Below are 23767 nucleotides of genomic sequence, written 5' to 3'. Positions count from 1 at the left end.
CTCAAGGCTCTCGAACGGGAGTGTCCCTCTAGCCTTGATACGCGGCGCGACCGGCTAGCCCTCAGCGTCCGCCCAATTGCTCCAACAGTTTTGCGCGGGCACGGTAGAGGCGCGTTTCCACCGCCTTTTCGCTAATCGATAGAACGGCCGCGGTCTCGGCCTGACTCAGCCCTTCGATGGTTCGCAACACCAAGGGCTCCTTCAACGTGGCAGGAAGGCCGGCGATGGCCCGTGTCACGCGGTCCAGCTCTTGCCGATCGCCGGTCGCCTCATCGGCTCCTACCTGGTCGTCAGCCACCGCCTCCGCCTCGGGACCGATCGGGGTCGCGAACGACAGGAAGCGGCGAACCGTTCGTTTACGGCCCCAATCGCGACACTTGTTGATCGCGATCGTAGCTAGCCATGCCCGCATCGAACGCTGGCCGTCGTAGCGAGGCATGGCTTGATGAGCTGCGACGAACGTCTCTTGCAGCAGGTCCAGCGCCTCGTCGGCTTCGCCGACGCAAGCCCGCACCATCCGGAAGACGGATTGGCGATGGCGGCGCATGATCTCAGCGAAGGCAGCCTCCCGGCCCGCGATGCTGAGCGTCGCAAGCTCGCCCTCGGAAAGCGCCGTCCAATCGAAACTCACCGCGCGTCGTCGGTGAGCGCCTTCACCACCGCCTGGTCGAACTGCCCGGTCTGATTGGGCCGGAGAAGCTGTCGCATGGCGAATATGTGCGCGAGCGTCGCCTTCTGTAGCTCGCCCATGACGGCGTGGCTGCGATCGACCGCCGCGGCGACGCGGGGGCCGTTGCCGTGCTCGGCTTCGATCGCCTCCGCCAGCCGCGCATTATCGGCCCTCAGCTCAAGCTCGAAGGCGCGGCGCTGCACCGCAAACCGCTGTTCCAACACCTCAAGGCGAGCCTGCTGGTTGGCGTCCAACGCCAGCTTGTGATGCAGCACGTCATGCAATTCCGCCCCAGGCTGCGCCTTGGCCGGGAGAAGCGCCCGCCCGACGAACACGCCGCCGATCGCGGCAATGAAGCACGCGATGACGCAGAGCGCCAAGCGGGTGCGGCCGCTCATGGCGCGCCGACGAGCAAGGTCGAGGGTGCGAGGGGCGATACTGGCCCGAGCGGAGACAGCGTCGATGCCGCGCTGGCCTCCTTTGCCGGCACGCCTGCGCCAAGAATGCCCATGCCGAGCGCCACCGCGATCGTCATGGCTCCTAGACCCATGCCGGCGCGGGCCGCTGGGCGCGCAGCAATGCGCGCGAGCACCCTGGCTTCGATTCCGTCGAGGCTCGCGGGCACCGGTGCCCGCGCCAGCCTCGTCAATACTGCGTCGAGGTCGTCCATGTCGTTCACTCCGTCCCCTTAGCATGGATTACGCAAGCGCAGCTCTCATCCCTCACCAAATGTCTTTGAGGGGTGGTCGAACGGGGCGCGTAATGAAGGACAGGAACCCTCCTCTCGAAAGGCACCCCCTATGCGTCGCGTATCCGTTTTGACTGCTGCTGCTGCCGCCCTCGCGTTCGCCGGCACGGCCTATGCCCACCCCAAGCTGGTCTCCGCCAGCCCGGCCGCCAACGCGACGGTTGCCAAGCCCACTCGCCTCGAGCTGCGTTTCAGCGAGAAGCTCGTGGCTGCCTTCTCCAAGGCTGATCTGATCATGGCCGCCATGCCCGGCATGCCGGAGATGAAGATCGCCAGCACCGCGGCGGTTGCCGCCGATGGCAAAACCCTCATCGTGACGCCTAAGGCGCCGCTCCATCCTGGGCGCTATAATGTCGCCTGGCATGTCGTCTCGACGGACACCCACAAGGTCGCTGGAAACTACGCCTTCGCGGTGAAGTGAGCCGATGGGAGACTGGTCGCTGATCGGCGTCCGCTTCGCGCTCTACCTGACGCTGGCGGCGCTGTTCGGCCTCTCCGCATTCAGTCTCTATGGGCTGCGGGCAGGCGAGCGCGGCGACGCGCTCGCCTTGCGCCCGTGGCTCATCGCCAGCGCGGCGCTCGGCCTCATCTTCTCGGCCGCCTCGGTCGTGCTGATGGCCTCCTCGATGGCGGGGACGCCGGCTTGGCCGGTCGACCATGAAGCGGTCGGCGCGCTGCTCACGGGGTCCGCGATCGGCGCGGCCTGGAAGCTCCGAATGGTCATGCTCGCCCTGGCGACGCTGGCCGCCATGCTCGCCGCTGGTCGGTGCGCCTGGCTGGGCATCGTTGCGCTGTGCTCGGCCGTCGCGCTCGGGACGCTGGCATGGACGGGGCACGGGGCAATGGACGAAGCCGCGATGGGCTGGGTCCATCTTGCCGCCGATATTCTCCACCTGATCGCCTCGGGTGCCTGGGTCGGCGCGCTGCTCGGATTGATCCTTCTCGTCTCCCGGCCTGCCGCACGCGTCGATGCGACGCACCTCGGGCTGACGCACCGCGCGCTGCATGGGTTCGGGACGGTCGGAACGGTCGTGGTCGGCACGATCGTTGTCACCGGCCTGGTCAACGGGTGGATGCTGGTCGGGATCGGCAACGTCGCCGCGCTCGCGGCGACGCTCTATGGTCAGCTCCTGCTTGCCAAGCTGGCGCTGTTCGTCGCCATGCTGGGTCTCGCCTCGCTCAACCGGTTCCGGCTGACGCCGGCATTCGAGCAGTCGATCGCCGCCTCGGATCATGGGCGCGCACTCGGCGCGCTGCGGACAAGCCTCGCAATCGAGACGGCCTGCGTCGTTGCGATCCTCGGGCTCGTTGCCTGGCTGGGCACGCTCGCCCCGCCTGCGTCGGCGATGTGATGCGCGTCCGGGGAGCCCTCGCGTTCCCCGGCCCGACAGGCGCTTGCGCCTGATGGATCAATCCGTCCTTCTCGATGAGACGGGCAGGATGCTGGTCGTGGTCGGCCTGATCTGCGTGGTGCTGCTCGTGCCGATGATGATCGTCGGGCTGATTATCAGCATCATTCAGGCCGCCACCTCGATCAGCGAACAGACGCTGAGTTTCGTCCCCAAGCTCATCGCCCTGAGCGTGTGCCTGGTCGTGTTCGGGAGCGCCGCGATCGAGCTGTTGACGAAGTTTACTGGCGAGCTGTTCGACGTGATCGCGCGGATGGGACACTAGCAACCTAGCGCCCGATGCGCGGGCGGCTAACCGCCCGCGCGAGCGGGTGGTCAGGCCGCCATATTCTCGCATGCCTCGGCGCAACGCAGGCAGGCTTGGACACAATCCTCCATGCCGTCGAGCCCCTGGCAGCTCTGCGCGCACGCACGGCAGATCTCGGCGCACTCGCGGCAGATATGACGGTGATGCTCGGAGCCGCGGGCCATGAAGTCTAAGGCGACCGAGCATATCTGCGCGCAATCGAGCATCATCTTGATGTGCTGCGGCTCGGCATGGCGGCCGCCTGCTTCCAAGCAATGGTTCACGGCCATCGACAGGCAGGTCACATGGCATTGGTGGCAGGCGTCCATGCACTCCTGCATCTCGGCGCTCATCTGATGGTGCATCGTTCTTCCTTCCGTTGGCCCCGCCCATTTGGAGATACGCGGCGCGGCGCCCGATCCCTTGTCGAGCGCACCGGAAGAGCGTCGTCACATCGTCCAGCGGCCTCCGATCGTCGCCACGATGATCCCGGCGCCAAGCGCGAGCAGCGTCAGCACGGCCATCGCGACGATCTGCGCCGGCGTTACGCTTGGACCTTCGGCCATACCTGCCATGCCGGCCATCGTCCCATGTCCCATCCCAGTCATGGGGGCGGCGCCGGCCTTTTCGGCCGCCATGTCGTGCCCGCCATGCCCGAGCGCGCGCACCGTGCCCATGCCGTGCTTCGAGCGAACACCGACAAGCCATAGGTTGACCGGGTAGGCGACAGCGAAGCCGACGAGCGTCGCGAGCGACATGACGCCCCAAAAGCGGAGCGAGCTGGCGTGCATCGCCGCCATGTCCCGGCTCATCAACACCACCATTGTCGGGATCATCCCGGCCATGACGGAATTCATCGACAGCCATTCGGGGATGAAGGACATGCGCAGCGCCCCCCAGTAAGAACCCCCCGCCATGTCGCGCATGAACAGCGCCTGGAAGATCAGCAGCCCAAACGCGAAGCCGAACACATACTCGGCGATCGCGTCCTGCCACATCGGCAAGCCGAGCGCCGTCGTGATCGCCGCCGCCACGATGACGCCGGTGGCGTCGCCGGCCATGCAATGGATCGAGGAGCCGAACGCCTGCTTCCAAAGCGGCCGAACAAAGTCCTCGTGCCGCTCGTTCGCAGGCTCCTGGCACGATAGGACATAGGCCGCCGCCATCACCGGGCCGCCATAGAGCGTCACCAGCAGCCAGCCCCATTTCATCACCTTCAACTCGGGGTTGCGGGTGAACGCATCCCACGCGACGTAGGCGACGGACAGTGCGGTCAGACCGAACCACACGATCAGCAGCGGATCGAGCCAGGGAACCGGGGAAGGCATGGTCGCGGCGGCTCTCCTCTACTGCTAGAGGATACGCGCCTGCCGCCCCTAGCCCTTGCCGCGGCGACGCGGCTTTTCGCGGCGCGCCTGCCTCGGCCGTCCGCTTTTATTGCGGATTGGGCGCCAAGGGCGGGGAGAGGGCGGTGGGACGCCCTTGCGGCCAATGGCCGCGGCGGCCGTGGTGACTATAGCCATAGTCGCCCATGTCGAGCTGCAGCAGGCATTGGAATAGGGTTGGGTGCCGGGGGTGAAGCCGTAGCTCTCGCACGCCGAACGGTGCCGTAAGGCCATCTCCTGGCGGCTGATGCAGCCGCTCACGAGCAAGCCAGCCCCAACAATCCCGGAAAGCACAAAACGACGTCGATTCATCGCTGAGCCCTCCTGTGTCTGGAGTTCTAAACCGTGATACGCGCGCGCCGCTCCCAACCCTTGCCAGAGTGGTTCAGGCGAGCTTGCTGGACACCGCCTTGATCGCTTTCAGCCCCGACCCGAACCGGGCGATGGCCTCGCGGTTCTTCTCCAACTCGCCATAGGGCAAGTAGGAAATGTCGAGGGCCGCGACGCGGCTGAACGCGGGACGCTGCAACTGCGCACGAACGTCCTCCTCGCGCGCATCGGGCGCAACGAGGAACAGGCCAGCGGTCGCGTGAAGGTCGCTGCCGCTGAGCGCCAGGTCGAGCATCCTGACGATGCCCGAATAGATCGAGGTCGAGTGCTCTACCTCGAAGGCGGCCGCGACATGATCGCCGCCCCGCTCAAGCCAAAGCACATCAATCAAGCGGATGGAGTCCGCCCCTTTCGAGGTCGCGATCGTGTCGGGCAGGCCCTCAAGGCATCCGGCTCCCAAGGCCGATCCGTTGAAGGGCCGGCTGCGATCGTTCGCCGCGATCCATACGTCATAGCCGAGCGCCAGTCCTAGATCGCGGAGCCACGCCTGGATCTCGGTATGGGTGCGCTCGTTCTCGCCCTCGCGCTGCGCTGTCTTGCTGAGCGTGCGCGCCTCTTCGCGCGCCGCCTCAAGCCGCTGCCCCCACGTCGCCAGCGCCGCGCCGCTCCCGTCGAGCGGCGGGGCCGGATAGCGATCGGAGCCGATGTCGAACAACAGCCCGCCGATCGCGCCCAGGTCATTCGATAGCAGGTCGCGGAAGCGGTCATTGAGGTCGAGGATGCCGGTCCGCATCGCCAGGAAGTGTTCCCAGCTTCCCAGCTTGACGTTGGCGCCCGTCAGCGCGTTGTAGCCCTTAACGATCGCGGTGTTGAAGGGCGGCACCAGCGTCGGGTGAAGGAAGTAGAGCAGGTTGGCGACGGCGGGGCCGAGCCCCTTGATCTTCAGGCGGTCGATCGCGTGGATGTGGCCGATGATCTCCTCGGCCGTATCGCAGCACGAACAGGCGTCGAGTAGCCGGCCGAACGCGCGCTGGTTCTCCGGGCTCTCGTAAATGTCGGGGATGCGGAGCTTGGGCTTCCACAAAAAGGCATGATCCGCGCCTTTGAAGATTTGCCGCTGTTCGGCGACGGAGTGGACGACGGTTTCGAGCGATGATCCCCGATAAGCGACGCCGAACGTGCCCCGCTCGATCTCGCCGACAACTTGGGTGATCCCGCGCCGGATCGAGCGGAAGTTCTTCAACCGCTCGTCCCACAAAAACCAGCTCCGATAGGTCGCGTTCGGATCGTCCCGCCAGCGGGAAATCAGGCGTCGGACAAGCCCGTCATGGTCGTCGCCTGTAGAGAGGGTGTCGATCTGCGCTGCCATATGTCCCCGTTTTGCCCAGCCCGCGCTAGCGAGTGAAGAACAGACCTAAGCCGCGGTCCTCATGGCGTCGAGGGTTTCGGGCTAGCCGCCGGCATGTGAGGGCAATGCTCACACGCCGCGTAGATTCAGCATACCCGCCGCTCCAACCGGGCCTTGACCCTGACACGGTGTCAGACCTTGCATGCTGTCGGGTCGAAGGAGTCTCGCCATGAACGACCCTCAATCCCATTCCCATGCCGGGGGCTGCGGCTGCTCGAAGCCCGCGACCAACCCGGCTCCTGCTGCTGCGCCCTCATCCTGCTGCGGGGGCGGCTCGGCCGCGCCGGCTCCCGTCGAGCACCATCATGCCAAGCCGGCGGGCTGCTGCTCGGGCGGCAAGGCGGGAGATGCCGGCGAAGTGGTCAAAGACCCGGTGTGCGGCATGATGGTCGATCCCGCGAAAACAGCGCATCATGCCGAGCATGACGGCCACGCCTTTCACTTTTGCAGCGCCGGCTGTCGGACCAAGTTCATCGCCGATCCCGATGCTTTCCTGGGCGCGCACGCTGGACATCATCATGGCGACGCCGCGGCGACCGTAACGGACCCGGTGTGCGGGATGACGGTCGATCCGGCGAAAACGGCGCACCATGCCGAGCACGCCGGCCATGCCTATCACTTCTGTAGTGCCGGGTGCCGGACCAAGTTCATCGCCAACCCTGACGCCTATCTGAGCGACAAGCCGCGTCCTGAGCCGATGGCGACGCCGGGGGCGATGTGGACTTGCCCCATGCACCCGGAAATCCGCCAGGAAGGGCCGGGAACCTGCCCGATCTGCGGCATGGCGCTTGAACCGGAAGAACCGTCGCTCGACGACGCGCCGAACCCCGAACTGGTCGATTTCACGCGGCGGCTATGGGTCGCAGGCGCGCTCACGATTCCGCTGCTCGTCGTCTCGATGTTCGCCGAAATGCTTGGGCTGCATGTGGTCAGCCCGGCCGCCTCGCCTTGGGTCCAGCTCGCGCTCACCGCGCCGATCGTGCTGTGGTCGGGTGCGCCATTCTTCGTGCGAGGGTGGCAGTCGCTCCGCACCCGCCACCTCAACATGTTCACCCTGATCGCGATCGGGGTGGGCGCAGCGTTCCTCTACAGCCTGGTCGCGACGTTCGCGCCGGGCATCTTCCCTGCCACCTTCCGCACGCATGGCGGAATGGTGCCGGTCTATTATGAGGCCGCCGGCGTCGTGGTGGCGCTGGTGCTGCTCGGGCAGGTGCTCGAACTGCGCGCCAGGGCGGCGACTGGGCGCGCGATCCGCGCCCTTATGGATTTGGCCCCTAAGACGGCGCGCCGGTTGCTGCCGGACGGTTCTGAGGAGGAAGTCGGTCTTGGCGACGTCGCTGCGGGCGATCGGCTGCGGGTCCGCCCCGGCGAAGCCATCCCGGTCGATGGCGTCGTGGTCGAGGGCCGGTCCTCGGTCGATGAATCCATGCTCACCGGCGAGCCCGCGCCTGTCCTCAAGGAAGCAGATGCGCCTGTCACCGGCGGCACTGTCAACACGACGGGAAGCCTGGTCATGGAAGCGCGCGCGGTCGGCTCCGATACGATGCTCGCGCGCATCGTCCGCATGGTTGCGGAAGCGCAGCGCAGCCGTGCGCCGATTCAGGCGGTCGCCGATCGCGTCTCGGGCTGGTTCGTTCCGCTGGTCGTGCTGATCTCGATTGCGACGTTCGTGGTCTGGTCGCTGGTCGGCCCTGAGCCGCGCATGGGCCATGCCCTCCTCAACGCCATTGCGGTCCTCGTGATCGCCTGCCCCTGCGCGCTGGGGCTCGCCACGCCCATGTCGATCATGGTGGGAACGGGCCGCGGCGCGCACGCCGGCGTGCTGGTCAAGAACGCCGAAGCCCTACAGGGGCTGGAGAAGGTCGATACGCTGGTCATCGACAAGACCGGCACGTTGACGGAAGGCAAGCCCAAGCTGGTCGCCGTCGAGGCGACGGGCGCGATCGACGAAGGCGAGCTGCTGGCGCTCGCCGCTGCGGTCGAGGCGCAATCCGAACACCCGCTCGCCCATGCGATCGTCACGGCCGCCAAGGAACGCGGATTGCAGCTCGGCGCGGTCGCGGACTTCGCCTCGCAAACCGGGCTCGGGGTCAGCGCGACGGTGGACGGCCGCCAAGTCGTGATCGGCAACGCCGCGCAAATGCGCCGGATCGGCGCCGATCCCGCCTCGCTCGACGAAGCCGCCGATCGCCGTCGCTGCGAAGGCGCGGGCGTCATGCTGGTCGCGGTTGATGGGCAGCTCGCCGGCCTCTTCGCGGTTGCCGATCCGGTGCGCGGCAGCGCAAGGGAGGCTATTGCCGCGCTCCGTAAGGAGGGGCTGCGGATCGTGATGCTGACGGGCGATAATCGCACCACGGCCGATGCCGTGGCGCGCGCCGTCGGTGGGCTCGACGATGTGCGTGCCGATCTGCGGCCGGAAGACAAGGCCCGGATCATTGCCGAGCTGAAAACGAGCGGCGCACGGGTGGCGATGGCTGGCGACGGCATCAACGATGCTCCGGCCCTGGCGGCTGCGGACGTGGGCCTGGCGATGGGCACGGGAACGGACGTAGCGATCGAGAGCGCGGGCATGACGCTGACGCGCGGCGATCTCTCCGCGATCGTGCGCGCCCGCAAACTCGCGCACGCCACCATGCGGAACATCCGGCAAAACCTGTTCTTCTCGTTCCTGTTCAACGGGATCGGCGTGCCGATCGCAGCCGGCGTACTCTACCCCGTGGCTGGCATCCTGCTATCGCCGATGCTGGCCGGCGCGGCGATGGCGCTTTCATCGTTCACCGTCGTCCTCAATGCATTGCGGCTTAACGCGGTGAAGCTGTGAACATCGGGGCGGCATCGCACGCCAGCGGCGTCTCCCAAAGGATGATCCGCCATTATGAGAAGATCGGCCTGGTGCCCGCGCCGCCTCGGCGCGGGAGCTATCGGGACTATGACGACGCCGATGTTCACCGGCTGCGGTTCATCGCCAATGCGCGCGACCTGGGGTTTCCGGTCGAGGAAATCCGCACGCTGCTCGGGCTGTGGTCCGATCGCGATCGGTCGAGCGCCGAAGTGAAGGCATTGGCAGAAGCGCGCGCCGCCGAGCTTGGCCATAAGGTGCGCGCGCTGGAAGTGATGCGCCGCGCCCTTACGGGCCTCGCCCAAGCTTGCCACGGCGATAACCGGCCGGACTGCCCGATCATTGAGCGCTTGGCCAAGTGACTGGCATGAGCTTTTGCGAAGAAGTATGATCTGCAGCTAAGGCGCGGTTAACATGGCGCTGAGCCCCACATGGCCAAGTCAAACCCTTCATCTATTTAACATAATCATTATTATCAGACTGACTGATTTGTTTGGAGGATGAAACACTTAAGCGATCGGCTCGCGCGTCGGCAGCCCAACTCCGGTCATACTATCTCCCGTTCGATCGTCGCCGCGAACTTGCGAAGGATGTCGGCGATCGTGCGCAGATCCTCCTCGTTCAGGTCGGCGCCGATCGGCGTCACGGGTTTGCCGCGTCCAGCCTCGCGCTCGCAGCTGTTGGCCAGCCGAATAAGCGTCTCTTGCGCGACCTTCGTCTCCTCGCTATCGTCGTCCCGGTCGGCCATTGCGATCCCTTCGTCAGCGCTCGCTACGGTCCCGGTTCCCACGAGCGTTGATCCTTGGGGAGCATATCATTTGGGTCGTGCACGGCAAGTCGATCTCCTGCGGACAGGTTGGCGCTGAACACCACGAGGTTCGTGCCGCCGGCGCGGTGGGTCGACGGAAACAGCAGGCCGCGGGCACCCGAACTGATCGCCTCGTCGCCCAATCGCCATGACGGCGGCACCTTGTGCTCGACGCGCGCGATCCAGCGCCAGTCGCAGTTCCAATCCGCCCACTCCGGGCTCCAATCGGTAGGCTCGTACCCCGCCGACAGGTCGACGACGTCGGCCAGCTCGATCGCGTACGCGGCGAGTGTCGCCGGATTGGGCAAGCTGGAGCCCTGCCGGTACTCGGCAAGCGCGATATCCGGCTCGGCCGAGAGATAGAGCGCCTCGACACCGGGCCGGTTGAACCGGCCGCCTCCGCTCGCCGCCCCTGCCCCGCTCAGTGGCAGGTACGCCCATTTGGGCGTGAGATAGCGGTAGTAATGGCCCGTTCCGAGCGCGATGCGCAGCACGACTATCCGTTCGCGCCGTCGACCAGCTCGGACAAGTGCATCATTACCGCCTCGGTATGTCCAGCGGCCACGAGCTCCGCAGCCGTTTGACGCCTGAGCGTCATGATTGGCTCGTTTCGGAACCAGTAGATCGCCTGCTCCAGGTCGCCAGTCAGCTCCGACGCCGCCATGATTACGCGGACCATGTCGCGCAGCCGATCCTGAAGCCGCTCGGACGCTGGATTGGCGAGCGTGTTGCGATGGACGCCGGCGATCTCCGCGAGGCGCGACAGCTGGACGCCTAGCGCCTGCGCCACCCGCTTGGGCGAGATATACGGGGTGCGCGGCTCCTGCAGACTCGCAACAAAGCCCGACGCGAGCCGAGTGGCGCGTTGCTCGTCGATAAGGAAGGCGGTCGCCATGTCGCATCTCCGCTGAAACTATGCACAATATATGCACATCGTGTTGGATGTCAAGAACTAGAGGTGCGCTCCTTCGCGGTTGAGGCTTGGCTCAACTCGTCACCCGTTCCGGTCGTTGCAACGGCCGCAGCGCGCAGAGCGCACAGCCCCTCGGGATTCGAGGGTAACAGGTCACCCCACGCGAATGCTGAACGTTCTGCGCCGCTCTCCTCCCACATCCGCTTGGCGAGCCGAGACAACTCCTGCACCGTAGGCGAGCGCGGCTCGCTGACGCACTCGATTATCTCGTCCGCGAACAGCGGGTTAACCGATCGGGTCACCTCTCACGTTCTTTCCTAACTCGCGTTCATCGGACGAAGCCTCATACCAGCAGCCGTGCTCTGAGAACATGACGGCTGTGCGCTCTGGCGTAGCTGCCGGGCAGATGATCTTCTCGCGGTGCTGCGCCTCCGAACATCGGTGGCACTCACCTCCCCAGATCCGCGGTTCGCGAGGTGCTCTGCCTCGGCTGACCGACTACGCGGCCGAAGACCTCAAAAGAAAGATGTTCACCCGTTCAGGTGCAGCTCGATGGCGGGCCGCCGCTAGGCCGCTTGTCTACTGTTTTGGGAAAACCGACACTTGCCGAGTGCTGCGCACAGCGTTTCTTCCGATAAGACATATTCCCGGAAAAAAAGAAGTGGCGCGGAAAGAGGGGGTGCGGTTAGGCTCGCGAACCATGACGAACGTGGTGATCTGGGCGCGGCTTTTGTCGGCCGACGGGGCCGACGGTCGATGACCGACGAGGGTGCCGATCCGTCTAACCTTCTGCCGGCGCCGATCGAGGCGCCGCGGCTGCCCGACTTGCTCGAACAGGACGTCGGCGCGGCCCGCGCCTACGCTGAGGCGTCGCGGGCCGCAGCCACTCGCCGTGCCTACCAGTCGGACTGGACGATCTTCGCTGCCTGGTGCGATGCGCGCCAGATCGAGCCGCGTCCCGCCGCACCTGCTGCGGTCGCCACCTTTTTAGCCAGCGAGGCCGCAGCCGGCGTGAAACCGTCGACGATCGGCCGGCGCCTCGCTGCGATCGGTTATATGCACCGCGTGGCGGGCCTCGATCCGCCCCAGCAATGCGTCGGTGCCCAGGCCATCCGCGACGTCCTCGCCGGCATCCGCCGCACCCATGGCGCGCGCAAGGCGCGCAAACGGGCCGCGGACGCCGACATGCTGCGCGACATGCTCCACGGCATCGACGGCGACAGTCCGCGCAGCGTTCGCGACCGTGCCCTCCTCGCGATCGGGATGGCCGGCGCGTTCCGTCGTTCGGAGTTGGTCGCGCTCCGGCTCGAGGAGGTCGCGATGGTGCCGGAGGGCATCCGCATCCTGATCGGGCGATCGAAGACCGACCAGGAGGGCGAAGGCGTGACGATCGCGATCCCGGAGGGAACGCGCATCCGGCCTAAGCAGCTGCTGCTTGATTGGGTGCGGCTCGCCGGGTTCGACGAAGGCCCGGTGTTCCGCAAGCTGACGCCGCAGGGCAGGATTACCGTTAAGCCGATGAGCGATCGTGGCGTCGCGCTGGTAGTGAAAGCGCGCGCCGCGGCCGCGGGTTACGATCCAGAGGAGGTTGCCGGTCATTCACTACGCGCGGGCTTCCTGACAGAGGCGGCCCGGCGGGGCGCCAACATTTTCAAGATGCGCGAGCAGAGCAGGCACAAATCGCTCGAGGTGCTGAGCGACTACGTGCGCAACCACGAACTATTCACGGACCATGCCGGCGAGCGCTTTCTATAGTCGCTCTACCACAGGTATTTCCTGCATAGCGATCAAGGTGGTACGCGGCCACATCCATCCCCTTTGGCAAGGTCTGTGTGAAGCTCGTCGCGAAGGCGCCAGGCGCGCTCGAGTTCATCGAACCCCATCATCATTGCCCGTCGCTGCGACTCAGGCCCGCCGGCCGGATTGTCACCCTCCCACACCACCGGCACGGCGTCGTGCGGGATTTCCAACGTCCGATAGAGCGCGGCCGCATAGTGCGCCATGTCCGAGAGACGAGGGACATAGAATCCGATGAGAAGCGCCATAAGGCTGCGCAGGGCCTTCATGTAATTGGTCGCGAGCGCTACCGCGTCCATCGGCGTGTTTGGAAGGCTCCGGAGCTCGACGCGTACCTTGCCGCTGATGCGATCGCTTTCGGCCAGCTTTGCGGGGAAGAGCTGGAGCTCAACGCGGGCCTTCATCAGTCCTCCCGGCTCGCGATCGGCCTGGATAGGCACGAACGAAACTGGCAGCTCGTGGTGCTGGGCGTAGTTGCGGAGCTGATAGAGGCATCGATAGGCAAAGCTCGCGTCGAACCAGTGCCGCGTCGCCGCGACGAACGACGCGCGCTGTTCGCTATTTTTTCCGAACTCCCCAGCGAGCCGGGTCGACGCGCGGTCGCGAAAGGCGCTCGCCGCGCCAAGGAAGTTGGAAAGCCGACGCTGCGCCTTAGCGTTGGCGTCGACACCGGCCAGGGTCGTGATCATGCCGGTAAGCAGCATGTCGCTGAGGTCGGCCGCGATTTCCTGCTCGGCCGCTCGCAACGTTTCGTAGTCAGCCGTCAGCGCCAGCCAGTCGACGATATAGGGCCGGAGCCATTCGACGACGCGGGTAAGCTCACGGAACTCGAACCAAGTCGCCTCGTCGAGCGGATCGTGGAGGATTTGGAGGTCGAACGTCGCGCCGCCAGTCGGCCGATACCAGCCGAAGCGGCGCCTGCCTGGTAGATGATCCGCGTTACCCATCCGGTTATCATCCTTCCGATTTCGACTCCGAACTGCTACTCGATTTTGACGGGGTCTCCCTTCGCATACGGGCTGTGAAACTGCGGCCTAAGAGCGAATGTCTAGACGCATCGTGCCCGCCGAGCGACACTGGGCGACTGGCGTGATTGGAAGGGAGATCCCGTGCTTTCGGCGGCGCGAATATTCGGTCAGCATTTTCCGCTCCCAATTCCGGCAGAACTGGCCGATGAGGCGAGCTTGCTTCGCCATCTCGGGCTCAGCCCGCGCGAACTGAAGAAGATCTGGTGGTATCGCGGCCGCATGTATCAACAGTTTTCCATCGCGAAAGGCGGTGGCAAGGTACGGCTGATCATGGCGCCAGATCGTCGACTAAAGATTCTTCAATCGAAGCTCGCGCCGCTCTTAGATCAGCTTTACAGGGTACGTAATCCGGTTCACGGCTTCGTCCAGTTGCGATCGGTGAAGACGAACGCGGAGGCGCATGGTCGGCGACGGTTCGTTATAAACCTCGACCTCCAAGACTTCTTTCCAACCATAACGGAGAACCGAGTCAAAGGGCTTCTCAAATCGATTTTAATCGATCCGCGGGTTGCAGAGATTGTTGCACGCCTTTGCTGTGTTGAGAGTCACCTCCCTCAGGGTGCCTCAACCAGTCCCGTGCTTTCCAACATGATCTGCTTCCGTCTCGATACCCAGCTCCTTCAAATCGCGAAGAGCGCACGCGCGATCTACACGCGCTACGCAGATGATATCACCTTCTCAAGCTATCAGCCTCCTGCGCCTCTCTTTGAAGGCGCTTTACCCGCTGTCGGTCGGTTCTCCCCTGACATGCTCGCCGCACCGTTGCGAGGGGCGTTTGAAAGCAACGGCTTCATTATCAACCCAGTAAAGGCGCATTATGCGGACCGCAACTCGCGGCGCATCGTCACCGGCGTCAAGATAAACGGTGGCCTTAATGTAGACCGAAGGTACGTTCGGAGGATCCGTGCCCTCTTACACTCTATCGAGTTGTTAGGCTTGGACGACGCTCAACAGAAATATGGCAGCGGCGGGGGCAAAGGCGCTATCGCGGATCATCTCCGCGGCACAATTTCCTACATCACGCACTTGAAGGGAAGTGTAGACCCGGTGGTCCGGTCGTTGGCGACAAGATACAATCGCAGCTTCCCCGCGCGCCCGATCATGCTCGCACCCACGGTCGAAGAACGGCGCGATCGTGCGGTCTGGATCGTCGAGCATTCTGCCGATGGTGGACAGCAGGGAACGGCATTCTTTCTCAAGAACGTCGGGTTGGTAACCGCATCGCATTGCGTCGAGGGGGACAGCGATTTCGTCGTTTACCATCCGTCAAAGCCCTCAAATCGTTCGAAGGTAACGGTACTCAAGCGTTGCGCTCACCGAGACCTTGCGCTCCTTGGACACGCAGCCCACTCGACTGACTATTTCGATCTAGATGTCGCTGCGAGGTCCGCGGCTGTCGGAGACGACGTCGTCGCCTTCGGTTACCCCGGTTTTGGACCGGGGGATAAGATCAACGTCCGTGGGGGATCGGTCACCTCGCTGCCAATAAAGAGCGGCGTTCCGATGATCGAAGTTAGCCAGGAACTGGCACAGGGTATGTCGGGCGGACCCATTCTGGACGCGCACGGAGCGGTTGTGGGGATCGTGCACAAGGGCGGGCCGGAAGAGGCCCGACAGCTCGCCATCGAGATCGGTGTCCTGCTAAAGTGGCTGGCTGAGTGATGTTTGAGACCGGCGTTCGCGCGCCTCCGCTTCCCCCCTTGGCCGTCCGCGTAGGGCTTGCGTCGCGGGGAGGCTTTAGCACTGCTATTTCTATGAAGGTTGGCTAAACTCTCGTCACAACACGGACAACTGAAGGACGACGATCATCAGTTCCCTCCCAACCATGTCCGCTGCGCAGTTCGCGACCGCCTTCGCACTCCGGCCGCAGCTGATTTCGTGGTTCTTGGGGGCAGGCGCTTCCGCTGCATCCGGCATCCCGACGGGATACGCGATGATAACGGATTTCAAGGCGCAGATCTTCTGCCGGGAAAACAATCTATCAAAGCGAGAGATCGATACCGGAGACCCGGTGTGGATCGAACGGATCAGCTCGTTCTTTCGCACCTCTTCGCTTCTTCCGCCCGACGGCGACCCTTCAGAATATGCGGCCGCCTTTGAGGCGATCTACCCGCAGCCACGCCACCGCCGGCAGTATATTGACGACGCTATCTCCAAGGGCACACCCTGTTTCGGCCATAAAGTGCTCGGCAGTCTAATTGCCGCCGGCCAGGTTGACTGCATTTTCACGACGAACTTTGATCCGCTCGCAGAAGAAGCGGCTACGTCGGCCAACGCAGTTTTACCTCCTGCCGAGCAACATCGCGCAACGGTCGCTGCGATCGACTCGGCCGATCGTGCAATGCGATCCGTTAACGAGTCGGACTGGCCGCTCATCGCGAAGTTGCATGGCGACTATCAATCCATCGCTATAAAGAACACCGGCTCCGAGCTGGAGCAACAGGACGCGCGTATGCGCCATGTACTCGAAGAAGCCGGTAAGCGGTTCGGGATGGTGTTCATCGGTTACAGTGGTCGGGATGCGTCAATCCTCGAAGTGCTAAACGCTGTTCTAAAATCACCGTCGCCTTTCCCAAGCGGCCTTTACTGGGTTGCGTCGTCCGCTGAACACCTGTTGCCTAAAGTCGTTGAACTCCTAACCCGTGCCGTCGAGGTTGGCGTGGACGTTGCTGTGGTCGAGTGCGCTACGTTCGACGAGTTGGCTGCGGCACTAACAAAAGCGATAGACCTGCCCCAGCCGCTTTACGACTACGCTATGGTTGGGCGGCCGGCGCCGCGCTTGGTGCCGGTCCAACCGCCCAGCGCCGAAGCCCGACGATTCCCTGTCCTTCGCTATTCCGCGCTGCTTATCGAGGCTATGCCACTTGTCGCAAGGCGAGTACGGCTTACTCAAGCAACGACGTCGCCGGAGGTCCGCGGGTTGTTTAAGTCGGCTGGCGTGCGCGCGACCGCAGCCGCCATGGGTCGAGAGCTAGCGGTATTCGGCCGCGATCAAGATATTCTCAATGCACTGGCCCAACTCGGCGCCACGCTTGCAGGCACAATTGAATTGGATCCGGCCCGAGAGAGCTGGGCGGCTGGCCTGGTGTACGACACGCTTGTGCGGGCCTTAGCGCGCCGACGCCCCCTCATCCCGCGCCTTCGACGATCTGGACACTCAATCATTGTCGCACCGCCTCGCGCCGATGAGCGTCCGGATCAGACCGCTCGTCGGGAAAGCTCTCTACGTGCCCTCAAAGATGCCTACGGCACCACTCTCACGGGAACCGTGCCAAAACTCATGTTCCCCTTTCAAGAAGGAATATCGCTTAAACTTGATCAAATCGATGGTCGGTGGTGGTGCGGTTTCGAGCCCTATACCTTCGTCGAGCTACCGATGAGAGAAAGACCTCCTGCTGGGTCAGAGGACCGATCGAGCAGCGAGGACGAGTACGATCCGCTCAGCGGACGCAACGACCGCGGCGGCGATCCGGCGGGCGACTGGCGTCGTGAAAGATGGGCGCAGCGCTATAACAGCACGTGGGCTCGCATCATCGGCGCTTGGGCGCATCTTCTGACTGGACCAAGCGGTTCGCCGCGACGCGCCTTCGATTTGGATGACGGCACCGGCGTCGATGCTACTTTCAATCTAGCGTCCGTTACCGGCTGGAGCCGGCCCGGCCACCACCACGTCTACTTTGATAGGAGTAGATAATGGCTGGTCCTGCGACGTTAGCAAAGCTCCCGCCGTTCAGCCTTCTCGACGAGCCGGATTTATCCTTTTCGCCATCGGACAGCACCCAGGTCGACGTTCACCCGCTCAGAGGTTTAGCGAATTACGGGCCCTACTCGAAAGACTCTTTCGGGAACTTCACCTCTCGCATCCGCATCGCGACTGTCGGGCCGCGAAGTGCCTTCATACGCCGAGGCGACCTGATGCGTCTGCTGCGCAACATGCACCGGCCTTCCGATCGCACTGAATATGTCCCTGAGTATCCCGGGTTCGAGCGACTCTTCCATGTTGCCCTCGACCCGGCGGCAGCTAGCGCCCACATCAAATGGCCCGACGAGCTTGATCAGCTGCCGGGTGATGGCGGTCCACAGCAGAAGCTTTATCTGGCAATGGAGACCGCGCTGCGTCGGCTCGATGCTGTCCGAAACGAGTTTGACGTTGTGCTGGTCCATTTTCCGGATAGTTGGAATGCTGCCACCCGCAGCAAGTTTTTCGATGCCCACGACGTCCTGAAGGCGCTGGGCGCAAGGTACAATATCCCGACGCAGGTTTTGAATGACCGCGTTTTCACCTTTGCCCACAAAGCCTCACTGGCATGGAGGCTGGCGACCGCCCTGTACGTTAAGGCGGCAGGGACTCCGTGGAAGCTGGCGCCGCTGAAGGGCGTTCCCGATGACACGGCTTATATCGGACTGGCTTACGCCCTTCGAGGAGATCAACGAGACGCGCACTATATTACCTGCTGCTCCCAGGTCTTCGATATGGACGGCGGCGGTATGCAGTTCGTGGCGTTTGAAGCTCAGGATCCCGTAGCTGATGTCTACGAAGCACGCAGGAACCCATTTCTCAGTCGCGACGACATGCGGGCGGTTCTCGCCCGTAGCCTCGCGCTCTATCAAGGACGAAACGCTGGTAATCTGCCAAGGCGCATGGTCATCCATAAAACTACGGCGTTCAAGGATAGCGAAATCGAGGGAGCGTTCGACGCGCTCGCCGGCGTGCCTGAGATCGAATGCGTTGAGGTGAGTTCTGCATCCCGCTGGCGTGGCGTCTGGCTCATCAAATCTGGGATGGATCGTCCACCGACCAAGGCGTCGGGGTTCCCCGTGCCGCGCGGGACAATGGTCATCCGCTCGGGCAATTCCGCATTGGTATGGGTTGCTGGCAATGCCCCCGATGTGTCGACAAAAGGGGACTATTACCAGGGGAAGAAAAGTATTCCCCGGCCGCTACAATTGATTCGCCATGCTGGCAGCGGTCCGCTCGAACTCACTGCCCATGAGGCGCTGGCGCTGACAAAAATGGATTGGAACAACGACGCGCTTTATGATCCGGTGCCCGTCAGCATCCGATATTCGCAGCGGCTCGCGCGAACCATCGCGAACGTCCCGGATCTGCCGCGAAGCGTCTACCCCTACCGCCTTTTCATGTGATCGCCGCCACACGTAGCTGTTCATAGCGGTCGGTTTTGCCCGTGCGACGCCGCGGTATTCAAGCGCGCCCCCTCCCCAGAACCCTCCCAGGCCGACAGGCTTGGTCGATACGCAGGGAGCAGCACTGATGGTCCGCATGAATCCTCAATTAGAATTATTGCAAAAGCGGCTCTCGCGCCATATCTTCAGAGTCGGAGATGTTAACATGTCGGGCTTAGCCGAACTCAAGCGCCACCTGCGCCCTGGGCAGGTCTACCGCCGCAAGGACCTTGCGCGATGGTCGACGGCTGTCGATCGCCATCTTCGGCAGCTCCTCGATGAAGGACGGTTGGAGAAGGTGTCGGCCGGGCTCTATATGGTACCCCGAAAGACCCGGTTCGGATCGGCGCCGGCCAAGCCCGAGAAGCTCGTTGCGTCCTTCCTGGGCGATGACCGCTTCCTCATGGTGACGCCAAACGCCTTCAACGGGCTCGGTGTCGGAACCACCCAGCTCCACAACGAACCCGTCGTCTACAACCACAAGCGGCATGGCCGCTTCAAGCTGGACGGCCGTACCTTCGACTTCCGCATGCGCTCCTCGGTGCCGAAGCGTCTGTCCAAAGAGGTCCTTTTGGTTGACCTGCTCCACAATCTCGACCGCCTGCCGGAAGACAAGGCGGCCGTGCTTCCCCGCGCGCTCGACCGAGCCAAAGAGATGGACAAGAGCAAATTGGCGCGCGCGGTGAAGGACTTCGGGTCGGCTCGGGCCGAGCGCCTGCTCGCGCCTGTGCTTCAGCTCGCCTGACCGCGGCAAGCTGCGGCATGCTGCTCCACGAGCGCGGGGACTTTGCCGATCTGCTGGCGGTCGTCGGGCGCGATGAGGCGATCGACCCGGGACTGGTCGAGAAGGACTATTGGATCATGCACGGCCTGTGGGGCTTGCAACAGCTCGGCTTCAGGTACGAGCTTAAGGGCGGCACCTCGCTGTCCAAGGGATACGGGATCATTCACCGATTCTCCGAGGACATCGATATCCTGATCCATCCCGAGGGCGAGCTGCCCATCGGCAAGAATCAGAACAAGCTGCCGCAGATCGAAGCACGGAAAGCCTTTTACGACGGCCTTCCCGATCGGCTGACTATCGCCGGGTTTGACGGCGCCGATCGTGACACCGCGTTCGACGACGTGCGGATGCGAAGCGCCGGCATTCGCCTTCATTACCCGAGCGGCAATCCTCTCCCTGAAGGCGTGAAGTCCGGCATTTTGCTCGAGGCTGGGTTCGACCAGGTCGCGCCCAACCGTCCGCGGACGATCAGCTCGTGGGCGTATGATAGAGCTGTTCGGGAAAGGCTTGAAGGTTTGGTCGATAATCGCGCGGTCGACGTGCATTGTTACGAGCCGGGCTACACCTTGGTCGAGAAGCTCCAGACGATCTCGACGAAGTTTCGCAAGCACCTCAACGATGGCAGCATGCCGGCAAACTTTCTGCGTCATTATTACGACGTCTACTGCCTGCTAGATGATGAGAGTGTGCAGCAATTCATCGGCACACCCGAGTACGAGACTCATAAAGAAGCTCGTTTTCCTTCGGCAGACAATAAGGTGATCGCTGAGAATGCCGCGTTCCTGCTCGATGACACCGAAACACGGCAGCGTTTTGAAACGGCATACACGCGAACGCAGGCTCTCTACTACCGTGGACAGCCCCCCTTCGATGATGTTCTCACGAAAATTCGGGAGCTCGCACCCCGGCTTTGATCTCACTCTAGTGGTGGAAATGCTCGTCAGTCACTCTTGCTCAGAAGGTGCCTTTTTGGTAATTTTTGCGAGGTCGGAGAAGCAACATGCTGGACATCGAAACATACATCCAGACGCGCCACCTCCCTGGCGGCCCGATCGTGCTGATGAAGCAGATCCCGATCGAGGAACCGTCCGACGCGCCGGTCACCCGCGGCGTGCTGATTGGTCGTATCCTCGGTCTGGGGGTGGTGATCGCGCTCGGTGTCTACGCGTCCTTCGCGATCTGAAAGCTCATTCGCGGAGTTTCGGGTCCAGGAAGAACCCACGGTCCTGGGCTCGATGGACTTCCCCCTGAATATCGACCGAGGCGCCGACATGGGTCGAACGCGAACCCTCGGCTGCTAAGCGGTCGCTATCGAGGCGTGTTCGACCCGCCTCGATCAGAGCTGCCGCTCGATCGGGATCTCCGACGGACGGAGAGTGCGGCACCGCGGCGGTATCCTGCGGGTGGTAGGAAGCCCGGACGTCCGCGGCATCCGTTGTGGCCGGACGTGCGACGCTGACGAGCGCCGGTTCGCGCAGAGCGCTGCCGATCTCCTCGCGCAAGCCAAGTTCCTTGTCGCGCATCCAGCGCGAGATCATCTCCTGGCGAACGGCGCGCTGTTGATCGGTCAGGTTGGTGGCCCAGAGCTCCGGCGCATCGAGCCCAGGGTTCGAGACCTGTTGGCCACGGTACCATTGTGTGAGCTCCTGGCTCATGTTCTCGCTGAGCTGCATGCCGTGAGTTTCGGCGAAGCTGGCGTCCCGGGTTAGCTGTTGCGAAAGTTCCTCGAGCTTGCGCGCGGTCTCGGTAAATGATTTCGCGCGCGCGAGCGCCTGCTCGTGCGAAAGGGACGAACTCGATGCGGACGAGGCTCGGCTGAAGCTGCCGGCCCGATCGTAAGTGCCTTCGGACGTCGATGCGCCGCTTCCGTTCGAATGCTCGTCGCGCACGCCGGTCGTCGCTGTGCTCGAGCTGTCGGAACTCCGGGCATCGTCGGTTCCGTGTCGCAAGAGGCGCTGCTGCGTGCCACTCTTGCTGATACCAATACCGCCGCCTGGCAGGATGCTGGCCAGCCGCCCTCCCCCGCCCTTCGCGCCGCCGGCCCCGCCAATGCCTGCGCTCAGCTGCCCGCTCACCTGATCAGTGGTGAGCGCGTCACGTGACGTGCCGCTCGAAACACGCAGGCTCTGACCCGTGGACGAGCGATCCTCCAGACCCTGCGAGCTGCTGCCCGATGAGCGGTCGAACTGTTCTATCGAGGTATTCGCCGATCGGCCGGTGCTGGTGTCCCAACCGGCCGAGCGCTCGCTCGACGTCCCATAGGCGCTTCGATCCGTCTTGGTCCAGGTCAGCATCTCCTGCGCGGCGTTCTCGTAAGCCTGCGACTGGCGATGCGCCTCGCTCGCCATCTGTCGCCACTCCGCAACCGCGCCCGTCGACATCGTCGGGGTGAATGACAGGCGTGAGATCGCGCCGCCGGTGTCAAACACCTCCTGACCGTCGCCATAGCCGGTGATGGTGGCACCGTTGTCCTGCCGCCACCCGACGCTCGCGGCACCGCCCATATAGGCCGCCGCCGTGGTCCACTGGTTGGCCTGCCGCATGTTCGAGGTGGCGTTGGCCCAGCTGACATTGCCGTAGGAGTAGTTGCCGGTGGTCTGCTCGAGCGCGGCGGCCTCGGCGGCATTCTGCGCAGGCGCGAGCATCGACGTCGCCTGACCGGCGATCGACATCGCGCCCTTGGCGAGACCGGCCGCGAGGAAAGGGATGCTCATCAGCATGAAACCGGCGATCGTCGCGGTCTCACCGTTTACCGCACCGATCCCGGCGTAGCTGCCGAGCGTCACCCCGCCTCCCGCCACCCCGGCGGCGGCCGCCTCGGCCCTCGTCATGCAGATCATGTGGAGGATGACGTAGAGGGGTCCCCACGCGGCGAGGTAGAAGAAGCCGATCGCGTAGCCCTTCAGCGTGCCGAGCCCAGTCTGCGGCATGAGGAACAGCGGGAAGATCACCGGAAACATCGCGAAGAAGACGACGGTCAGGACGATGTTCAGGATCGGCACCCAGGCCATCGCCTGCTGCGCGATCGAATTGTAGGTATTGCGCGCCTGGATGTCCGCCCGGGTTTGCGCGAACGTGTCGATCGCAGCCGCGCCGGTGCCGCCCGCCATCGAGTTGCGCGCCTGCATGAAGGCGTTGATCGCGGTATTCTGGCGCATGACCCCGGTGTAGTCGGACCCGGACGAGGTGAAGGCAGCATTGATGATCGGAACGTCGTGGCGGAGCTTGGCGGCGGCGACGTCGTTGCTGAGCTTGGGATAGACTTCCTTCGCCCAGAGCGGCGTATTGGCCTCGATCATGGTCGCCCACTGCGCGTTGAGCGCACCATAGGCCTGCCGGCAGGTGACGATGTTGCTGGTGACGGTGCCGTCGCCCTGCCGCTCCAGCCATTCCTGCGAGCGCGCCTCCGAACCCGGCCCGATCGCCGCCCACAGGTCCGGCGCCTTGGCGAGGTCGGTCAGCGACTTGCGGTACAGCATCACGTCGCCGAACACGCAGTTCTTGAAATGCCTTTCCAGGTTGGTCGCGAACTCGGCATCGCGGATGACGAAATTGCGCGTCGCATCGAAAAGCCGCGCGCCGTAGACCATGCCGTTGGTCGAGTAGTTGAGCTCGCTCGGCATCACGAACACGGTCTCGGCGGTGCGGGTGAGCCAGTCGCCGACCTGCGTTGTGAAGCTGGCCAGCACGCCCAGCCCGAGCGGCACGTTGGCGACGGTCGCCGGCGCGAGACTCGGATTGATCCGGTCGGTCACCTTGATGTCGACCGTCGGCACCATCAGCACGAGATAGATCGCGGTCGCCTGCAGGAACCAGTTGAGCCAGGCGCGGAAGTTGAGGGTGAATGCGACGACAAGCAGCGAGTAGATCAGCCCCATCACCATCACGACGCGGAGGAGCGAGCGATAGCCCCCTCCCCCCGCCCACGCCGCGACGGCATTGAACGTGTTGACGAGATACTCGCCGCCACCGACCGTGAAGACTTCCAGCATCGCCCCCTCCCCCGCGCCCCGGCCTACATCAGCCCCTGGGCATTCAACCCGCGGGAGAAGTTGAGCGCGGATGCCATTCCCGGCGTCATCGTGTTCTGCAGCGTCGATTCGAGCATGATGCTGCGATTGATGATCTGCAGCGTCACCTGGAGCTTGTTGGAGAGCTTGACGTCGCGCTGCGCGAAC

23 protein-coding genes and 1 pseudogene are annotated in these 23767 nt (G+C 63.9%); 12 read left to right on the top strand and 12 right to left on the bottom strand.

Features of this window, described 5'->3' with window-relative positions:
- Positions 1-61 precede the first annotated feature (61 nt).
- The 3 genes from D9601_RS16705 to D9601_RS16695 are packed head-to-tail and all read right to left on the bottom strand — an operon-like array spanning position 62 to position 1340.
- Positions 62-631, bottom strand: a complete 570-nt coding sequence (locus tag D9601_RS16705; RefSeq protein WP_198355238.1) for an RNA polymerase sigma factor — start codon at positions 629-631, stop codon at positions 62-64.
- Positions 628-1068 (bottom strand): periplasmic heavy metal sensor, encoded by a 441-nt coding sequence (locus D9601_RS16700; RefSeq protein WP_198355237.1) that lies wholly within the window; start codon positions 1066-1068, stop codon positions 628-630. Before D9601_RS16700 ends, D9601_RS16705 begins: the two co-directional genes overlap by 4 nt.
- Entirely contained in the window at positions 1065-1340 is a 276-nt protein-coding gene (locus D9601_RS16695; RefSeq protein WP_198355236.1) for a hypothetical protein, read from the bottom strand. The genes D9601_RS16700 and D9601_RS16695 overlap by 4 nt, the downstream gene beginning before the upstream one ends.
- A gap of 130 nt (positions 1341-1470) precedes the next feature.
- On the opposite strand from D9601_RS16695, the gene copC reads away from it, so the two are divergent.
- Genes copC through D9601_RS16680 form a run of 3 tightly spaced genes read left to right on the top strand, consistent with a single transcriptional unit; the run spans position 1471 to position 3092 of the window.
- A complete protein-coding gene (copC, locus tag D9601_RS16690) occupies positions 1471-1839 on the top strand; it encodes a copper homeostasis periplasmic binding protein CopC (protein WP_198355235.1) in 369 nt (122 codons plus the stop codon).
- Between the two features lie 4 nt (positions 1840-1843).
- Complete coding sequence (gene copD, locus D9601_RS16685; protein ID WP_198355234.1) at positions 1844-2770, top strand: copper homeostasis membrane protein CopD; 927 nt, start codon at positions 1844-1846, stop codon at positions 2768-2770.
- Positions 2771-2822: 52 nt separating this feature from the next.
- The gene (locus D9601_RS16680; RefSeq protein WP_198355233.1) at positions 2823-3092 is read left to right on the top strand and encodes a flagellar biosynthetic protein FliQ; all 270 of its coding nucleotides are present in this window, start codon (positions 2823-2825) and stop codon (positions 3090-3092) included.
- Between the two features lie 50 nt (positions 3093-3142).
- Here D9601_RS16680 and D9601_RS16675 read toward each other — a convergent pair whose 3' ends face one another.
- The 3 genes from D9601_RS16675 to D9601_RS16665 form a co-directional block, all read right to left on the bottom strand.
- A complete protein-coding gene (locus D9601_RS16675) occupies positions 3143-3478 on the bottom strand; it encodes a four-helix bundle copper-binding protein (protein ID WP_198355232.1) in 336 nt (111 codons plus the stop codon).
- A gap of 84 nt (positions 3479-3562) precedes the next feature.
- The gene (locus D9601_RS16670) at positions 3563-4441 is read right to left on the bottom strand and encodes a DUF4396 domain-containing protein (protein WP_198355231.1); all 879 of its coding nucleotides are present in this window, start codon (positions 4439-4441) and stop codon (positions 3563-3565) included.
- A 442-nt stretch (positions 4442-4883) separates the two neighbouring features.
- Entirely contained in the window at positions 4884-6197 is a 1314-nt protein-coding gene (locus tag D9601_RS16665; RefSeq protein WP_198355230.1) for a type II restriction endonuclease, read from the bottom strand.
- 181 nt (positions 6198-6378) lie between these two features.
- Here D9601_RS16665 and D9601_RS16660 point away from each other — a divergent pair, with 181 nt between their 5' ends.
- Together D9601_RS16660 and cueR are read left to right on the top strand one after the other, a co-directional pair.
- Positions 6379-9057, top strand: coding sequence for a heavy metal translocating P-type ATPase (locus D9601_RS16660; protein ID WP_443024766.1), 2679 nt, complete (start codon positions 6379-6381; stop codon positions 9055-9057).
- A complete protein-coding gene (cueR, locus tag D9601_RS16655) occupies positions 9054-9437 on the top strand; it encodes a Cu(I)-responsive transcriptional regulator (RefSeq protein ID WP_198355228.1) in 384 nt (127 codons plus the stop codon). Before D9601_RS16660 ends, cueR begins: the two co-directional genes overlap by 4 nt.
- Positions 9438-9622: 185 nt before the next feature.
- On the opposite strand, the gene D9601_RS16650 is transcribed toward cueR, so the two are convergent.
- From D9601_RS16650 to D9601_RS16640, 3 genes are read right to left on the bottom strand one after another with little or no spacing between them, the layout of a single operon-like run.
- Positions 9623-9823, bottom strand: coding sequence for a hypothetical protein (locus tag D9601_RS16650; RefSeq protein ID WP_198355227.1), 201 nt, complete (start codon positions 9821-9823; stop codon positions 9623-9625).
- 23 nt (positions 9824-9846) lie between these two features.
- The gene (locus D9601_RS16645) at positions 9847-10377 is read right to left on the bottom strand and encodes an RES family NAD+ phosphorylase (protein ID WP_332838040.1); all 531 of its coding nucleotides are present in this window, start codon (positions 10375-10377) and stop codon (positions 9847-9849) included.
- Between the two features lie 2 nt (positions 10378-10379).
- Positions 10380-10778 carry a hypothetical protein gene (locus D9601_RS16640; protein WP_198355226.1) on the bottom strand — a complete coding sequence of 133 codons (399 nt, stop codon included), beginning with the start codon at positions 10776-10778 and terminating at the stop codon, positions 10380-10382.
- Between the two features lie 843 nt (positions 10779-11621).
- Between D9601_RS16640 and D9601_RS16635 the strand changes: the two genes are divergently transcribed.
- Positions 11622-12551: a site-specific integrase gene (locus D9601_RS16635; RefSeq protein WP_232474337.1), complete on the top strand. Its 930-nt coding sequence runs from the start codon at positions 11622-11624 to the stop codon at positions 12549-12551.
- Positions 12552-12583: 32 nt separating this feature from the next.
- Here the strand turns inward: D9601_RS16635 and D9601_RS16630 are convergent, their stop codons facing one another.
- Complete coding sequence (locus D9601_RS16630) at positions 12584-13540, bottom strand: hypothetical protein (RefSeq protein ID WP_198355225.1); 957 nt, start codon at positions 13538-13540, stop codon at positions 12584-12586.
- A gap of 162 nt (positions 13541-13702) precedes the next feature.
- Here D9601_RS16630 and D9601_RS16625 point away from each other — a divergent pair, with 162 nt between their 5' ends.
- From D9601_RS16625 to D9601_RS16600, 6 genes are all read left to right on the top strand, one after another.
- Positions 13703-15283 (top strand): trypsin-like peptidase domain-containing protein, encoded by a 1581-nt coding sequence (locus tag D9601_RS16625; RefSeq protein WP_198355224.1) that lies wholly within the window; start codon positions 13703-13705, stop codon positions 15281-15283.
- Positions 15284-15446: 163 nt separating this feature from the next.
- A complete protein-coding gene (locus D9601_RS16620) occupies positions 15447-17315 on the top strand; it encodes an SIR2 family protein (protein WP_198355223.1) in 1869 nt (622 codons plus the stop codon).
- Positions 17316-17536: 221 nt separating this feature from the next.
- Complete coding sequence (locus tag D9601_RS16615; protein ID WP_198355222.1) at positions 17537-18766, top strand: argonaute/piwi family protein; 1230 nt, start codon at positions 17537-17539, stop codon at positions 18764-18766.
- A gap of 127 nt (positions 18767-18893) precedes the next feature.
- Positions 18894-19550, top strand: a complete 657-nt coding sequence (locus D9601_RS16610) for a hypothetical protein (RefSeq protein ID WP_232474336.1) — start codon at positions 18894-18896, stop codon at positions 19548-19550.
- Between the two features lie 17 nt (positions 19551-19567).
- Complete coding sequence (locus D9601_RS16605) at positions 19568-20503, top strand: nucleotidyl transferase AbiEii/AbiGii toxin family protein (RefSeq protein ID WP_198355221.1); 936 nt, start codon at positions 19568-19570, stop codon at positions 20501-20503.
- Between the two features lie 86 nt (positions 20504-20589).
- Positions 20590-20772, top strand: coding sequence for a hypothetical protein (locus D9601_RS16600; RefSeq protein WP_198355220.1), 183 nt, complete (start codon positions 20590-20592; stop codon positions 20770-20772).
- A gap of 4 nt (positions 20773-20776) precedes the next feature.
- Here the strand turns inward: D9601_RS16600 and D9601_RS16595 are convergent, their stop codons facing one another.
- Together D9601_RS16595 and D9601_RS16590 are read right to left on the bottom strand one after the other, a co-directional pair.
- Positions 20777-23581: a conjugal transfer protein TraG N-terminal domain-containing protein gene (locus tag D9601_RS16595; RefSeq protein WP_198355219.1), complete on the bottom strand. Its 2805-nt coding sequence runs from the start codon at positions 23579-23581 to the stop codon at positions 20777-20779.
- Positions 23582-23604: 23 nt separating this feature from the next.
- Positions 23605-23767 (bottom strand): annotated as a pseudogene (locus D9601_RS16590) (conjugal transfer protein TraH); the annotation flags it as partial.

This window comes from Sphingomonas sp. MA1305, from assembly GCF_016107325.1.
Classification (GTDB): domain Bacteria; phylum Pseudomonadota; class Alphaproteobacteria; order Sphingomonadales; family Sphingomonadaceae; genus Sphingomonas.
This window is presented reverse-complemented; position numbering and strand designations above follow the sequence as displayed.